We start from the raw sequence: 16,552 nt of genomic DNA, 5'->3' as shown, positions 1-16,552 counted from the left end.
GGCGGGGCCCGAGGAACTCCCGCAGCTCTGACCCCGGTTGGCCCGGGTCTGGAATCATCTCGACACCACTGACAGCGGTTAGGCCCGGCACGTCATCAGACCCACGGTCGAACGCGTGCTCTAGCGACGCGATGATCTCCCCGCGAAAAGGTGGGGCTGTGTCGGATGATGCACGACTAGCCATCTGATGACGTCGGCCAGACCAGATGGGACCGGCAGTATCTTCCGGTCGAAGGGTGAGCTGACCCACCCCACGAGGACGTCCGCGTCGTAGGTCGGACTCGCCGGTTCGTGCTTTTACGAACGAAAGAACCCGAGCCTCTGCGAAAGGCCGGCAAGTCGGCCGGCTCGGCGAGTCGACCCCAGACACGCTGTCGCGTCGCGCGCTGTTAGGTCAGTCTTTGATCTCCGTTCGATTACGGCCTCGAAGCCTCGCCTACGTTCACAGGCAACGTTCTGGTCTCGCGACAAGAGGAGAAGACGTGACCGACACCGCTCCGGGCGGCGCCACCGCAGGCAATCCTGGCCGCCGTCAGCTCCTGCGCGGAACTATCGCCACCGCCGCATCGCTGGTGGCACTCGGACCGCTGGAGGCGCTGGCCGCACGTACGGCAGGCGCGGCTCCGTTGTCCAAGCGGCCCTCGAGCCCCGACTACGGCCCCCTCTATCCCGTCAAGGACCACACGACCGGACTGGAACTCATCAAGCTGCCCAAGGGTTTCGAGTACCTCACCTACGGCTGGACCGGTGACGAGATGTCGGACGGCATCCCGACGCCGAGCTCGCACGACGGCATGGCCGCCTTCCGTCGCCCCGACGGCAAGATCGCGATCGTTCGCAACCACGAGCGCGGCGGGTTCGACGGTGCGTTCACCAATCCTGCCTACAACCCACAGGCCGGCGGCGGTACGTCGAACCTGGTGTTCAACCCCGACAAGGGTGAGTTCATCGAGTCGAGGGCGAGCCTGTCCGGCACGATCCGCAACTGCGCCGGCGGCCCGACGCCATGGGGTAGCTGGCTCACCTGTGAGGAGACGACGACCGTCGGCCCGGACGGCACGCGACACGGTTACGTCTTCGAGGTGCCCTACGACGGGAAGGGCGACCCGCGCCCGATCAAGGGAATGGGGCGCTATAGCCACGAGGCGGTCGCCGTCGACCCGCGCACCGGCATCGTCTACCTCACCGAGGACGCAACACCCTCTGGCTTCTACCGGTACATCCCGACCAAGAAGGGCGACCTCGCCACCGGCGGTGAGCTGCAGATGCTCGTGGTGGAGACCGACGACGGTTCGTCCTACTCCACCTACACCGACGGCACTGGCACGAGCTACCGCACCTCCTGGGTGCGGATCCCCAACCCCGACTACGCCCCTGGTGAGGTCCGGCCCGCTGAACAGGGCGCCGCTCTTGGCGCCGCAGTGTTCCGGCGGCTCGAGGGCGCGTGGTGGGGCAACGACCGGATCTACATCGTCTCGACGAGCGGCGGACCCCAAGGGCAGGGGCAGGTCTTCGAGTACGACCCGGCCAGCGAACGGATGCGGGTGCTGTTCGCCTCGCCCGACGCGAACGTGCTCAACAATCCCGACAACATCTGCGTCAGCCCGCGCGGCGGCATCGTCCTGTGCGAGGACGGCGACGCCGGCGAGTACCTCCACGGGCTCACCACCGACGGCGAGATCTTCCCCTTCGCTCTGAACCAGATCGTCATCCCGGCCAGCGGCGTCCCAGGCAAGCGGGTAGCGCCGGGCGACTACTCCGGCTCCGAATGGTGCGGTTCGACGTTCGAGCCGGCAAGGGGCAACTGGCTCTTCGCCAACGCGCAGAGCCCGGGGATCACCTTCGCCATCACCGGACCGTTCCGCAACGGCTCCCTGTAGGCAACGGATCAGGAGCCGGACGGCGCAAGGCTACCTTGACGAGGTGTGGGCGAACGCCGGCAGCGGCCTTCGCCCACACGCTCGGTTTCACCCACGGCAAGGGTCCGGCAACCAGCACCCGACGCGTTGCGCTCGCTCGGGATCGGGACAGTCCTCATCGGTGCCGCCGAGGACCGGATCCGGGCGCGCGACCTCCCCCGCGCCGAGATCGGTGTGGAAGAGAACAACCCCCGGGCACGCGCTGTACGAGCGACTGGGCTACGTGGCCTACGGCTGTGGGCCCGCCTCCTGGGGCAACGAAGCAGAAGAGGGCACGGGCCCGCTGTACGAGACGACGTGCACGATGCTGCGCAAGGACCTTCGCCCTGACAGCATCATCCGACGGTTGAGACCGCACACCCGTTGCCCCCAGGGCTCCTCGGCCGCGCTGATCGGGTGGTTCTGCTCGGGTGGTTCCGCTCGGGTGGTTCTGCTCGGCGCCATCCTTGCGCGGTGGTCGGCGGTCTGCTGCTATCGCCCAGGCACTCAGGCGGCGAATACAAAGTTGCCAAGGCGAGTGAACTTCTTCCTTGTCTCAAGGAGCTGAGCCATGGTCAAGATCGGTGTGATCTGCCTGAACTGACTGGAAGCGTGCTGCGAAGTTCTGGTCGGCGGCACTCGGTTACACGCCACACCCAGAGGCTGCGGACATCCTCGTCCCGCCCGGCGGCCAGGGCCTACAACTCTCGCTGGGCGACTTGGTCGCCCGGGACGTCATGCCGGGTCCAGACGAGACGGTCGTCGCCGCCGAGTCCAGCTCGCGGCTCGCCGCGCTGATCGAGACACTCGACACGCGGTCGGCCGAGATCGTCCGGCTGCGGTCGGCCTGGTAGGCAAGCGAGACGGTCACCGGTGAGTGCCAGTTGGGGAACTCCCGTGAGGTCGAGAGATCGACACCCTCCTGCTGTTCGAGGATGGAGTAGAAGCCGGCCTTCTCTGTCTACCACCGGACCATTGACAGAACCTGAGGCAGGCAAGGCGAAGCCCAGGCCAGAACGACGCCTCTGACCTGGGCTTTCATGCGGAGCCAGCGAGGGGACTTGAACCCCTAACCGCCCGATTACAAGAGGGCCGACCAGTCCGGGGCGGGCTGTCTGACGTCGACTGACCTGGCCATTTACCTATTTGGCCTGTCACAGATGGCCCTCGACGACCGCGTTTCATTGACACGACCATTGACAGACCTTGGGCCGCCGGCGCCGTGGGCGGTCGCCCGCACGTCGGCCACCCGGCCACCTCCCGCAAGTTCAAGACCGCGACGAAGGTGTAGGGGGCTGCGTCGAGTGGGCAGGTGCGGAGCGCCTCCACCTACTCATCCCGCTCCACACCGACCCGCAGAAGTTCTGGCCGAGTGTTCTGAAGCTGCTCGGTCGGATGCGGCCGAAGATCGCCTACCGGGTGAGCGGCACGCTGCACCTCCGGGACGAGTCTCCGAGATACGGAGTCACCACCACGGTGACCCCGCTGTCGAGTCAGGGGAGTTGCACCCACACCGTATGGCAGGACAGCTGGCAACACGCGGTGCGGACAGCCGGTTGGTGGAGCATGGCCGCACTTCTCCCGGTCACCCGAGCATGCAGGTACACACCGTGGCCCGAATGGCAGGGACGTGAGATTCCGGCGGAGCTGTTCGAGGCCTATCAGGAGGCGAAGCGGCTTGTCGCGGCGAGACGGTTCGATGAGGCGCTGACCCTGTACAACCGCACGCAAAAGCACGACCCGTTGAACCCCTACCTACGAGCCGAGGTGGCCTCGGTGCGGCAGCGGCTGGGGCTGTTCGTCGACGCGCTCGACTCCTACCAGGGCGCGCTCATCTACGACGGGCAGAACGCCAAGACGTACAGTCGACGACTGTGGGCGCCGTTCATGCACCGGCAGCGGCTCCGGTATCTACACCATCTGTGGCTGCGTCCGGACGTCATCGATGTGCGCTACGCCTACCTGAAACTGCTCAGTGCCGCGAAGGAACTCGCCGACCAGTGGGTGGAAGTCGACGAATCCCAGTCGAAGGCTCGCGCACAGGCTCTGAAGGTCACGCGCGAGAGGTTGCAACCGGTCCTTGCCGAACGGTACTGGCCTGAAGTCGCCGACGAGGTTGAGACGGCACGAGACTACCGGCGACTGACTCACTCCAAGTGGCCGCCTGTTGTAGTCTGGTGATGCCTACCGTACGTAGTGCTCTGAGCGCTGGCTTGCCGAGGTTGGCGGGTAGGTCGCCAACGTGGCTTGTGTCGTTGGCCTCCGCCAGTCGCACGACCAGTTGTTTCGGGGCGTTGTTGACCCAGGCAGCTTTCACCAGAGCGTTGAGGGTCTTGCCGTTGATGTCGGCCAGCGGTGCTCGGACTCCGACACAGTCTTCCCCGTTGCGGTGCAGGGGCTCCCCCGGTGGGATGGTCCGCGAGGAACCGGTCGACATCGCCGGGCGAGACTTTGAGTTGTACGATCCCGTCCTTGGTCAGCGACGCGAACTCTCGCCCGCGCACGGAGAAGAGCGCGGCCGAACCGAAGTGTTTCCCTTCGGTGGTTACGGGAAGCGCGAGCGCGGCTTTGCGGAGTTGGGCAGGGGTCGTCACCGGCTCGCTCCAGGGACCTCGTTGAGCGGTCGTCGTCCGGTGACCACGAGGAGAATCTCCTTGGCTGTCATCATCACGACGGTCGATCCCTCGCCGACGGACACGTCCGTGTCGATGGCGGCCAGTTTTCTCCCGTCAAGGTCGACCCCGAAGTAGTTCATCTGCCGGGGCCTGGTTGATGCCAGAACCAGCGCGACGCGATCAGCCGGTGCCGAGGGGAGGCCGAGTGGTTCAGTGACGTCGAGGCCGTGGATGACGTCGTGGCTGAGGGCACCGGCCTCTCCGCCACCGGGTGGCTGCCAGGGGTGGTCGACGTTGCGCCGGAGAAGGTCGACGAGCTCGGCCTCGCTCATCGCCTGTGCTGCTGACCGGGCGTCCCGGTCGGCGTACCTGTTGAACGAGAACCTGGCCCGAGCCACACCTGCCATCACCCCGAACGGCTTGGTCCGGAACGGCATCGTCATGTGGGCGACCACCTCACGGACCTGCCAGCCGTCGCAGAGGGACGGCATGCCCCACTGCTTTGGCGTGAGGTCGCCAAAGAGGCTGGCGAGCCGCTCCCGCTCCGTCCGGGTCTCGCTTGTCAGGTGGGCCGAGGATGTTCCCATCGGGCTGTCCTTCCGCATCGTCGGTGTGTTCATCGACTTGTACGACACGGGGCGGGAGAACTCATCGGTCACCCCTGACATGCTCCGCACGGAGGGACTCTGGGAGGCCGAACTCGGCGAACCGATGCTGCGCGCCGAGGAACGTCACGAGTTGGGTGATCTGTCCGTCTCGTATGTCAACCGAGACGAGTGCGAATGGGCGGAGGACGCCGTCGCTGGGCCGGTACTGCCCGAACCCTGGGGCGCCGCGCCACCTCCATCATCTGACTGCCATGTCCCCCAAAGGCTAGTTCCTCGAGCGCCATCATCTGAAGTACGGGAACGGTCAGCCCAAGACACAGCAGAGCTTGCGGTGCAGGGCCGCCGCGACCGCGACGGTCCCAGAGGGCGGCCCCAGGCCTGTGATGACCCGCCGCGGCGGCGTCGTCACCATCGTCTCCTCTCTGGTGCCAGCCATATCGGCATCAGGCGATCGAGCTTGCGGAACTGCGTCAGATTCGGAGTGCCGCGACCAAAGTCCATGCGCCCAGAACGTCGGCCCATCGAGCCGGGGACGAGTACGCCGCGACCGTGCGGCATCAATCGCTCACAGAATTCATGATGGGGTCCACCGAGCGTTTCCCGTTCGCCCCATTTCCTTACCTATCCTACGCATGGTTTCCACGACCCCGGAGGGGACACAACATGAAAAGGGAACATTCGCGGCGCCGGCATGGCCGGTGGCGAGATAAGGGCGTGGTTGCGGGTCTGGTGTGCGCCGCCGCGCTGGGTGCGCTCGCGCAGCCGGCGACCATGACGGGAACGGCGGCTGCTGCGGGGAGCGGTCCGGCGGTGTCGCTGCAGGAAGGGCAGGCCGTCCGCGGCCAGGTGACTGTTTACGCGAGCGCCGGATCGGATCTAAAGCTCACGCTCGACGACGCGCCGGCGGTTACCCGGCCGGAGTCGAGCCTCCCGGCCACGGTGCTGTTCGAGGCCGACGGTGTGCAGAGCGGCTCTCAGCGGCTGCTCAACTCGCTGTGGGTGAACGGGAAGATGGTCTCGCTCATCAGCCAGGACTACTCCGGCTACGCGACCGCGACGGTGGCGATGCCGGCGGGAGTCCTGCACGAGGGCGCGAACGTGGTGACAGTTCGGGCTGGAAGCTCGGTGTCACCAACTGACCTGACGAAGAACCACGACGACTTCACCATCCGCAACGTCCGCTTGCGCCTGTTGGGCGGCACGGACCTCGCCGACCCCTCGGTGCCGAGCACGCAGGTGATTCCGCTGGGCGACGGGTTCCCCGGCGGCAACGCGACCGAGGAACAGGTCACCAAGAACTTCATCATGACCACCTCTGCTGACCAGATCCACGGCGTGTCCTACGCGCTGGACTCCCGGCAGCTCGCGGATGGTCCGCACACCCTGGCGGCGGCCGCCGCCGACGGGCAGACCAGCAAGGTGGGCTTCCGCGTCGACAACACGCCACCGGTGATCGGTTCGACCTCACCGGCGGAGGGCGAACGGATCGGGAGCGGCAACCTGGTGGTGCGGGTCGACGCGACCGACTCGGTCTCGGGGATGGCCGGCGCCGCCGCGGTGCTCGATGGCAGGGCGATCCCGGTACCCGACCGGTTCCCGGTGGAGAACATCCCGGCCGGTGACCACACCCTCGCGGTCACGGTGACGGACAAGGCCGGCAACACCGACACCGAGACAGTTCGGTTCACCACCACGCCAGTGCCGATCCCGCGCAACGCCTACTTCCGTGGCCGGCTCCCGAGCAGCGGCGACGCGTCGGGTACTGACGCCCCGGTGTTGGTCGCTGCCGGCGACGTCGCCTGCGCGGCCACCAGCAAGGTGACACGGACCGCGTGCCATCAGGCGGGTACGGCCACGCTGGTTCAGTCGATGAAACCCGACGTGGTGACGATGCTCGCCGACGGGCAGTACGACGTCGGTACGCTGGAGGCTTTCCAGTCCTCGTACGACAAGTCATGGGGTGCGTTCAAGGATATGACCTACCCCGCGGTGGGCAACCACGAGTACGCGCAGGCCTACTACCCGGGTGCCCGGGCGGACGGGTTCTTCGACTACTTCAACGGGGTCGGTCAGGCCGATGGTCGCGCTGGCGATCGTGAGCGCGGCTACTACTCCTACGACCTCGGGCGCTGGCACGTCGTGGCGCTGAACAGCGAGTGTGGGGTCGTGTCGTGTGCGCCCGGGTCGGGCCAGTACCGCTGGTTCGAGCAGGACCTTCAGGCGCACCCGAACAAGTGCACCTTGGTGTACTGGCACAAGCCGATCTTCTCCGCGCTCACCCCGGGTGGGGTCGGCAATCCCGACACGACGCCGTTGTGGCGGCTCGCGCAGCAGCACGGTGTCGACCTGGTGCTCAACGGCCACGACCACAACTACCAGCGCTACGCACCGCAGGACGCTGACGGTAAGGCCGACCCGACCGGCATCCGGGAGATCGTCATCGGTACCGGCGGTGTCGGATTCCACCCCGGGATCACCCAGGTCCCGAACCTCGAGGTCGGGAACGCCGACACCTTCGGCGCCCTCCGGCTCACGTTGCGGCCAACGGGCTATGACTGGGCGTTCACCCCCGAACCCGGCGACAACGGCACCTTCACCGATGCCGGCTCCGCCCGCTGCACCGCCGTACCGCAAGGCCAGACAGGCAAGTAGGCACTAGTCAGAGCAGCCAAGCCGGGGCTGGTGAGTCGGGGTAACGACCGCTCACCAGCCCGCAGCTGCGTCCGGCTCGACCGAGGGCGTCGGTCAACGCGTCTGACTTCTCCTCCACAGGGGTCGAACTCGTCAGCGGTGACGAATACGTATCCGTCTGGTTCCACAAGCAGCCGTACCGCGCGCTGGATCCAGTGCAGTCCGTGCGCAACGACGAGAGCAGCCCGCCGATCTGGCGGTCGAGCAGCGCCGCGAACCAGTCCGGTGCGTGAAGCCTGGCCCGGCCACCTGCGCGGCTGTCGGTGTCCGCGAACAGCTCCTGCTTGGCGGCGTCGGCGATCTCCTCGACCTCGCCGACCCCGGACATGGCGCCCGGGAAGGATCATTACCCAGCGCGAGTTCACCAGCCGCCAGATGGTCATAGAGATCCACGATGCCACGAAAGCCATCATGATGAAGTGGCGGCCGCGGAACCTCTTGCGCGACAGTACATAGGCGGTGAAGTACATCAACAGCACGGCCACGACGGTTCCGACCACTGTGTACAGGACGGAGTTGACTACGCCTTGCACGATGCCCAGTCGTGGGTTGGAGAAGATATAGCGGTACGTCTCGAAGTTGAGTCCCTTGGGCAGCCGGTAGATCTGGCCTGACGCGACCTTGGCCCCGTCGCTGATGGACACGCTGGCTATGTATACGAACGGATAGATGCACGCTGCTCCGATCAGCAGCAGCACAGCGCCCGCACCGCGGCGAGCGACGTCACCGGCGCCTCGGTCTCCGGATCTGGTGTACGCCCACGTAGCCGGTGAGAACATCCTGGGCGAGCCCCCTTCGTGCGCTCCGCATTGTCCACCGACGGGGCGGACAGTGCGGCGTCCGGGTTGAGGATGCTCCGCGACTGCTGCCACTTGAGACCGAGCAGCTCCGCCATCAGCGGGTCGGTGCCGCCCTCGGACAGCCCGTAGTACGCGGCGACCGCGGACTCCGTCGCGCCCCAACGGGCCGATGCACTGCTCGTACACGCCGGGGGACCAGTCGAACTCCCCGAACACGCAGACCGACGCGGCCTTCGACAGCCCGAGCAGGACGTTGTTCTTCTTAAGGGTGTCGCTGAGCAGTCCGGCCACTGCTGTTTTGTAGGCGACCCGTGGCGGCTGCATGAACTCGGCGGGCGTCGCCACAACGGCGCCGTTCCAGCAGATGCGTCCCGCATCGGGGTGCCGGAGGGTGAGCGGCACCTCGAGCAGGGTGGACTTGCCCGAGCCGACCTCGCCGACCACGACGGTGATCGTTGCGCGTTGGAGGCGCCTCGTCGAACTCGCCGGTCTTGCCGTGCGCGTAGCCGGCTCGCAAGTGGGCTCTCCCCTTTGTGCTGCTTGTTTGGGGTACCAGTCGCGCGCTGTTGACACGCACCGCTGCCGCACTGTCGGCCCACCTCTGCCCTGTGGATCAGCGGTAGTGAATGACGCGTCAGCCTGCCGGCTCTTCGTAGACGCGTATCTCGGTGGCGGCAGCGAGCCCTGGGTCGGTGCTGCCGGAGATCCAGGTGGTTTCGAAGCCCCAGATGACCTCGAAGCGCAGGTGGCTAGCGTGGATGCCCTTGAGGTCGATCGCCTTCTCCCAGGAATTGGCTTCCCAGGTCCCCTCGACTACCTGATGGAAACTGCTCCCGTCACGCGCGGCCAGGACGCGCCAGTGGGTGACATTGCCGTTGTAGCGGGAAGTGACCCGGCCCTGGTATGTGAGCGTCCGGACCCGGCGAACCTTGCCGAGCTCGAGAGTGATCGACTGCGGAAGCGACGATTTCGGGCTCCATTCCGAATGCCACATCGTTGCGACGTCTCCATCGATGGCCTTTGTCGCTTCGAAGCCGACGTGCGCAGTCGTGGCGGTGGCCGTGATCTCTTCGCGCGGTACCAACTTCCCTGCAGGTTCGGGCCATTCGACCCCGAACGGTGGCTCGGTCTCTCGCGGGGGTTCGCCGAAGTAGCTGGGACCGCCGCCGTGGACGACAAGGTCGCTCACGACCACTCCGTGGTCGGAGTAGAAGGGGAACTGGTCGTCGAAGCTGACGACCTGGTGTTCGGGAAGTCTTCTGGTGTGAGTGTGCGATCCGGTGATACGGATGTCCGCACCCCGGGCGAGGATGAAGTCGATCCTGCCCGGCGCGTAACCGAACCCGAAGTACGGCGACCAGGTCCGTCCCGGATAGCGCCCGGCATCGGGATTCGCCGCGCGATAGGTGTCGACGAATCCCGCCTGCTCGAAGACCTTCATCGCGGGCCACTCCAGCACCAGACCCTCGTGGCCCGGAGCACCGGCCCACTGGGCGCTCCAGTCGAGAGGCGACATCGTGTTGAAGTCACCGGCCATGATGACCGGTGCACCGGGGTCACCGATGTACTGCGGCAACCGTTCGTTGACGATGACACTGGCCATCTCCTGCCGGCGTTCCAGGTCGGTCTGAATGATCTCCTGGTCGGTCCATCGCCGGGGCAGACCGTACTTCAGATCGAGCGCGGTGTCGTCAGCAGTTCCCCATGCCCAGCCGGCGTTCCACAGCCAAGTACTGAAGACGCTGACCTCTTTGCCATCCGGAAGGCGGATTCGTATCCCGCCGAAGTTGAACGACGAGAGCCGATCTTCGTTGATCGGTGCGTACCTCTCCACCACCGGGTACCTGGTGAACAGCCAGAGGTTGTCCCGGTCGGGACCTTCCTCTTGCTCTTTCGTACCCACCGTGATCTGCACGCCCGCGTAGCGACGGTCCTCGTCCACGCCACGGTTGAGACCGGCAAGGATCTCGTCGCCGGCACCGTAGGTCTCAACGGTCACCAGGACGTCGGGCCGCTCGCGGCGCAAGAACTGAATCAACTGCCTGAGATTCTGCTCCCCGCCAGTGAAGTGCGGATCAGTACCGCCAAGGCGGCCATTGCGGATGTTCCACGACACGACCCGCAGCGCGGTATCCTCGCCGGAGCCGTGACCCGCACGTACCTCGGCGGCGCGGGCCTCTACATCCCCGGACAACGCCGGACCGACGGCCAGCGCTACCGCCCCAAAACCTGCGGCACCCAGGAACGTCTTACGGCTGAGGCGGCGCACACTCCCCATCGGCGCCTCGTCGCCTTTACGGCCAGCGCAGTTATGCGACGGCTTTGCGCCCATAAGAATCCGTCCCTCCATAAGACTCCGCCAGTTGACGCACGCTGCCCGATAGCCTCGCCCATCACACCACAAACTGTCAAAGATCAATCTAAATTCATTGCCTATTTCTCCAACCGAAACCCAATTTTCGATCGGCCGTTAACCTCGCCTGATAAGCCTCCTGAGGCTTGACCACTGCCTACGGTCGGGTAATCGGGCATGGTCCACTTGACGAAACCGGCCGGCCATCGGGGCCTTAGCGAATGCAGCGGGCAATACCAAGTGCCGAGGCGCCAAGGACTCTGATGCAGCGGATCGGATCGGGGCACGACTGGAAAGCGTCGGGCTGCGACAGAATCCGGACGAAGGTCGTCTACTGCAAGGACGGTAGACGGGGATGGCTCGGGAACAAGCCCGAGCCGCCCGTCGGCGCTAGCCACAAAGCATGACCCATGCGGGGGAGTGCTCGTTCTGTCCCAGCTGTCCCAGCCGTCCCCCATCACTCTCTGACCTGGGCGAAGGACGCACAGACTCGGGGACGGCCGGGGACAATCCGCCGTGCTAGCCGTCGATTTGAAGATCGTGGCCCCGAGGCGGAGGCGGGTCGGGCGAGTGCCGCTGCGGGGAGCGGCGAGCGGGTTAGTGCTTGACTGCCGACTCGCTCGCCATCCCCTGGCTCTCCATGTCGGCGGTCACGCCGATGACCCGGCGCTGCCGACAGGCCTGTTCCATCCCGGCTGCGCAGCGCGGGCATGCGCCGCGGGCACATCGAACTGCAGGAGGACCACACCCTGGCGATGCTTCAGGCGCTCAACGCCGGCCAGATCATCAGCAAGGACCTGCTGTTCAACACATCAGCGACGCGGCGCGCCACAAGCACGGCGAGCCCGCGGTATTGCACTGGATCGACTGGGATGAGAACAGCGATCCGTACTTCTACGAGAACCACCACACGCCGCCAGTGCCCTTGCATGAGGAGGACGGGGTGGTCGAGTCGTGGATCTTCTACGGTTCGCCGAAGTTCAGCGGCAAACGGCTGTTCCTCTCCCCCGGCGCCCGGTACCAGACGAGCGAGAACCGGGGGTCTTCAGCCTCCTGGTCTGGCAGGGTACGGGCACCACTGGCGGCGCGCCGGTAGCCGCCGGCGACCCGGCCAACGACGAACTGCCCGTGACCCACGATCGAGCGGTCCGGCCGCTCGATATGGAGAACACCGGGGACCACGACCTGTTGATCATCAAGATCTTCAGCCCAGACATCAACTCAGACTCCCCGGCGATCGAGCGACTGACCTGATGTCTGGGGCAGCCGACCTACGCCGAGTCGTCCGCCAAGACCAAGGACCAAGGATGTTTCGTGATCTTGGGTGTGGCGTGACACAGGGCGGCCACCGCGTGATCATTCCGGGCTGCTTTCGTGGAGCACACTTCGGCGTGACCGCGGGCCACATCGTAGGCCTGGCCGGATCGCGGGCGTCCCGCTTGACCCGCACCTGCGCCCGCAACGCCGGATCGCTCAGCAAACCGTCCACGGCGTCGACGCCGAGCACACGCCCGGGCCCCGGCGTGTGCCAGGTCACCGTCGCAGACGCCACCGTCATGCCGAAGCCGATTGCGTCACAGTTCCCGGCTAACCGTCGACGGTGCCCGACCCAGACCGGCCGCGACCTTCGACGACACCACACGCCACTGCCCCCACAGCCTCGGCACCGAACGGCGGTCCGGCAGACGGCGACATCGCCCTGCGCCCTCCGCCGTCCACGGACTGCCAGCAACCACGGCCGGTCCCCAGGCCCGTCGCAGAATCCGCAGAACCACATCCCCGCGGCAGTCCCCGCAGGTCACCAAGATGCATCGCCCCCACTTCTACCGCAGAATCCCGCACAACCCCGCAGAAACCCTGCGAGCGCCGCCACGCGGCGCAGCCCAGCACGGCTGCCAGCCACCATCAGCGCCCCGCAAGCACGGCCAAAAGCAAGGCCACGTATACGCCGCGCCGCGCGAAACTCCGCCACCCCGGAACCAGCCGCAGCCGCCTGACCAGCACCAACGCCCGACCGACATGCAGAGCCGACGGTCCACACACCGTCGCCCCCAAAGCACCGCCACACGAACGGCCCCGGACCTGTTTGTGCAGGTCAGGGGCCGTTTCTACTGCTGTGGCAGGTACTGGGTTCGAACCAGTGTAGGCGAAGCCGACGGTTTTACAGAGCATCAGCAACACCGCGCCTGACCTGGCCATACGCGCTCCGGAGGCGCCTCTCTGGGGAGCATGTGGGACAAACGGGTTGGGCCAGCGCTTTCGACGGAGGCGAGCCTCGAATTGTGGGGTGGCTTGGAGTGGTGGCCATCCGGCCCGCATCGACCCAACGCAGCCGGTCTGACACATGTCACTCGAACAAATGTTCTAGTCTGGGATGGGGCCGCGAACTGGCCCCAAACGTAAGCGGCACCTTCCGGAGGCCGGGGGTGCCGCTTACTTCGCCTCCCCCCGGTTACCCGCGTCGTCGCTTCGTCTGGACGCCGCGGAAGAGACCGAGCACGGCGACAAAGACCGTCACGGCGTGTTCCGGGCCGGCCAGTCTCCACGCCACGCCCGCGAGGGCGACGGAGTAAGGGCTAACGCTCGTCTCGGTCGCTCATTGCTAGGAGCGGAAGCCGCTCAGAGCCAGCCGGAGCGCCGCCACGCCGGGGCGGGTAATGCAGTCGACCGCGAGGAGACGCTGGTCTCCAACTGGGCCTACATGGTCATCGCCGCACTCGCCTGGAACATCAAGTCCTGGTTCGCGATGATGATGCAACCCAAACAAGAGCGGCACGACTACATCCGCATGGAGTTCCGGCGCTTCTTGGCCGCCATCATCCTCATCCCCGCCATGGTCACCCGCCGAGCCCGCACCATCACCATCCGACTCATCGGCCACAACCCCAACCTGGACCGGCTCTTCAGCGCCTGGAACACCACCGAACGAACCCGCTTCGGCTAAACCACAACCTGTCGCCGACCCCGAACCGACCGCCGCGCAGCCGCGGCGGCGACCACACCTGCCCAGACACCAAAAACCGGCGCCGAACACCCCCACACAGCCCCCACCAGGCCACTCCGACCCGCCACCGACACCTTCAAGCGTCCCATCGACATGCCCAACACGACAACCGACATGATCAAATCGCGTTCGGCCACCACCACAGAACCGACTCGCTTATTTGAGGACTAGGGAGCCGCCGGCCATTCAGCTAAGGACTGACTGCACGTCGAAGTTGAGCGGTGCCGATGAGGTCGCGCACCGTGACCACTTGGCGAGGGCTAACCGAGTAGTTCGCTGACGATCTCTGTGACGGCCTTCACCTGTGCACTGGTTGGGGCTTGCGGTCGATCGAGGTGGAGGTTCCCGCCGGGTAGGTAGCGCGGCGTCGTACATGCCGAATCTGTCGACCTGTTTGAGGCGGCTTTGAGACGTGAATGATCTGGCTGTCTTCATTGAGTCACCTCGGGCAGAGGCGGTTGATCAAGAGGGTGGTTGGTGTGCAGCCCGATGCCAGAGGTGGTCGTGACGTCAGTGCAGATGAGGCTCCTGAATGCACGGCGCACGGGCCGCAGGGGTGCGGGCAGATTCCCGAAGGTGCGGCGATGAGCCTATCCGCGTACGCATACCCGCGCTGGACGGCGCGGGAACGGATGCGAATCGGCGGCATCGTGGCCGTGGTCGCGGTACTTCATATCGCGGGCTGGTCGTTGTACTTGTTCTACGCCGCCGGCTTGGCGGAGGCCGGGGCGTTCGCGGGGGCCGGGACGCTCGCCTACACCTTGGGCATCCGGCATGCCTTCGACGCCGACCACATCGCGGCGATCGACGACACGACCCGACTGATGCTGCAGCGCGGTCGCCGCCCGGTCGGCGTGGGCTTCTTTTTCGCACTCGGCCACTCGACCATCGTGCTGGCGCTGGCCCTGATCGTGACGACGGCCGCCGGGCACGACGTGGAGAGCTTCCAGCGGATCGGCGGGCCGGTCTCGCAGGTCGTCGCCATGTCGTTCCTGCTGCTCGTCGCAGTGCTGAACGGCCTCGTGCTCGCAGGGTTGATCGGGCTATGGCGGCGGATGACCCGCGGTCGGATCGACCCGGACGAGCTGGAGCTGATGCTGGTCAACCGGGGCCTCATGAACCGCATTCTCGGCAGCCGCGTTCGAGGGCTGATCCGATCCTCATGGCACATGTTCCCGGTCGGGCTGCTGTTTGGGTTGGCCTGGAGACCGCCAGCGAGGTGACGCTGCTCGCACTGTCAGCCAGCACCGCGTCACAGGGCGGGATACCGATGATGGCCGTGCTCACGCTGCCGCTGCTGTTCGCCGCCGGAATGACGGCCTGTGACACCGCCGACAGCCTGATCATGTCACGCGCCTATTCGTGGGCCTACCGCAGTCCGGCGCGCCGGCTCTACTACAACGCGGCAACGACCGGGATGACCGTGCTGGTCGCGGCGTTCGTCGCGACCGTCTACCTCGCCGCGCTGGTGACCGATGCGACCGGGACGAGCAGGCCCCTCGCGGCGTACGCGTCGCTGGCGGAGCACTTCGAGATCCTCGGGTATGTCATCGTCGCGCTGCTCGTCGCCACGTGGAGCCTCGCCGCGTTGGTACGGCGGCTGTCGGGCCTGCGGGAAGCGGCGGAGCCCAGACCGGCTATAGCGCGGCCTGGCCGGCCTCCAGCAGCTCGACGTCGCGAGTGAGCACGATCAGGACGCTCACGCGCGAGTTGTTCGACGCCAGGATGCGGTCGACGATCGCCGGGAGAGGGCCCACGAGCGCCACCTCGTCGGCGTGGGCGGGCCACCCGCCGGAGTTCGCTCGTTGAGGGTCACCCGGCCGACCAACCCGGAGCGGGCGAGGTCCCGTCGTGGTTGTCGCGCCACCGGAAAGGAGCGTCCACTGCCGGCGTGTGGCTCCTTATGCCACCCAGAGGTTCGTCCGGCTCAGCGAAACCATGATCCATCACAGCTTCTCCTCGGCGCATTATGGAGAGGCAAAAATGCACCCTCTACGCGAGGCCGGTCTGTGGACAACGGGTGGATTCGACCACGAGGGGTGGAGCTCGATGGTGTCGACGGTGCGGTATGACGAATTTAAAGACAGGTGTCCAATGTTCATCCCGCTTGACGCAAGTGCCGTACGAGTCGAAGGAGGAGGTCCGAGCAGCCGTGAAAGCTGAACACCTCCATCACCTGTGAATGTCTCGGGTGGCGTGGGGTATGGAACGCGGAGATGCGTCGTCGCATGGAGAACGACTTGGGCGCGATTCAGTACTTTGGCCTGCCGTCGAACGCTCGTCGATCACAGGATCATCACGGTCGACGAGTCCGGCGCAAGATCCACGAAATCCGCACGCGAGTCAGAGGGGAACGGCCGTGAGACGCTTCAAGATCGGAGACCAGATCGCTGTCCGGTCTGCGGTTGTCTTCACGCTCGCCATCCGCTCCGGTCCGCCTCATAGCGCCAATATTGACGCTGTCCGTCAAATCCGCGCGGAAGTGAGCAGGCATGCCTAACTCTGCCATGCGCGATTACGTCAGTCAGTTGCACCCTCCTGCTGAACGCGGTCGAAGGAATGCGCAGGCTCGATGTCGACTGG

General features: G+C 66.0%; 10 protein-coding genes and 2 pseudogenes. 7 read left to right on the top strand and 5 right to left on the bottom strand.

Annotation, left to right across the window (positions count from 1 at the left end):
- Window positions 1-482: 482 nt before the first annotated feature.
- Window positions 483-1,880, top strand: a complete 1,398-nt coding sequence (locus HEB94_RS18055; protein WP_192750974.1) for an alkaline phosphatase PhoX — start codon at window positions 483-485, stop codon at window positions 1,878-1,880.
- Between the two features lie 1,413 nt (window positions 1,881-3,293).
- Window positions 3,294-4,079, top strand: a complete 786-nt coding sequence (locus HEB94_RS18050; protein WP_192750973.1) for a tetratricopeptide repeat protein — start codon at window positions 3,294-3,296, stop codon at window positions 4,077-4,079.
- A gap of 409 nt (window positions 4,080-4,488) precedes the next feature.
- Here the strand turns inward: HEB94_RS18050 and HEB94_RS18045 are convergent, their stop codons facing one another.
- Window positions 4,489-5,172 (bottom strand): maleylpyruvate isomerase family mycothiol-dependent enzyme, encoded by a 684-nt coding sequence (locus HEB94_RS18045; RefSeq protein ID WP_202896407.1) that lies wholly within the window; start codon window positions 5,170-5,172, stop codon window positions 4,489-4,491.
- Between the two features lie 663 nt (window positions 5,173-5,835).
- On the opposite strand from HEB94_RS18045, the gene HEB94_RS53585 reads away from it, so the two are divergent.
- Window positions 5,836-7,773: a metallophosphoesterase gene (locus tag HEB94_RS53585; RefSeq protein WP_192750972.1), complete on the top strand. Its 1,938-nt coding sequence runs from the start codon at window positions 5,836-5,838 to the stop codon at window positions 7,771-7,773.
- A gap of 7 nt (window positions 7,774-7,780) precedes the next feature.
- Here HEB94_RS53585 and HEB94_RS49330 read toward each other — a convergent pair whose 3' ends face one another.
- The 4 genes and pseudogenes from HEB94_RS49330 to HEB94_RS18030 all read right to left on the bottom strand — a co-directional run bounded on the left by HEB94_RS49330 (window position 7,781) and on the right by HEB94_RS18030 (window position 10,890).
- Window positions 7,781-8,140: a hypothetical protein gene (locus HEB94_RS49330; protein ID WP_202896406.1), complete on the bottom strand. Its 360-nt coding sequence runs from the start codon at window positions 8,138-8,140 to the stop codon at window positions 7,781-7,783.
- 357 nt (window positions 8,141-8,497) lie between these two features.
- Window positions 8,498-8,707 (bottom strand): hypothetical protein, encoded by a 210-nt coding sequence (locus HEB94_RS49325; protein ID WP_202896405.1) that lies wholly within the window; start codon window positions 8,705-8,707, stop codon window positions 8,498-8,500.
- Window positions 8,708-8,951: 244 nt separating this feature from the next.
- A pseudogene (locus HEB94_RS53580) lies at window positions 8,952-9,185 on the bottom strand (ATP-binding cassette domain-containing protein); the annotation flags it as partial.
- A gap of 61 nt (window positions 9,186-9,246) precedes the next feature.
- Window positions 9,247-10,890 (bottom strand): endonuclease/exonuclease/phosphatase family protein, encoded by a 1,644-nt coding sequence (locus tag HEB94_RS18030; protein WP_192750970.1) that lies wholly within the window; start codon window positions 10,888-10,890, stop codon window positions 9,247-9,249.
- A 928-nt stretch (window positions 10,891-11,818) separates the two neighbouring features.
- On the opposite strand from HEB94_RS18030, the gene HEB94_RS18025 reads away from it, so the two are divergent.
- From HEB94_RS18025 to HEB94_RS50730, 4 genes and pseudogenes are all read left to right on the top strand, one after another.
- Complete coding sequence (locus HEB94_RS18025; protein WP_192750969.1) at window positions 11,819-12,061, top strand: hypothetical protein; 243 nt, start codon at window positions 11,819-11,821, stop codon at window positions 12,059-12,061.
- A gap of 32 nt (window positions 12,062-12,093) precedes the next feature.
- The gene (locus HEB94_RS52500) at window positions 12,094-12,219 is read left to right on the top strand and encodes a hypothetical protein (protein WP_273375863.1); all 126 of its coding nucleotides are present in this window, start codon (window positions 12,094-12,096) and stop codon (window positions 12,217-12,219) included.
- Between the two features lie 1,345 nt (window positions 12,220-13,564).
- On the top strand, window positions 13,565-13,909 hold the full coding sequence (locus HEB94_RS18020; protein WP_192750968.1) for a hypothetical protein: 345 nt from the start codon (window positions 13,565-13,567) through the stop codon (window positions 13,907-13,909).
- 476 nt (window positions 13,910-14,385) lie between these two features.
- Window positions 14,386-15,653, top strand: a pseudogene (locus HEB94_RS50730) (HoxN/HupN/NixA family nickel/cobalt transporter).
- Window positions 15,654-16,552 lie beyond the last annotated feature (899 nt).

The sequence above is a fragment of the Actinopolymorpha pittospori genome (assembly GCF_014873875.1).
Classification (GTDB): domain Bacteria; phylum Actinomycetota; class Actinomycetes; order Propionibacteriales; family Actinopolymorphaceae; genus Actinopolymorpha; species Actinopolymorpha pittospori.
This window is presented reverse-complemented; position numbering and strand designations above follow the sequence as displayed.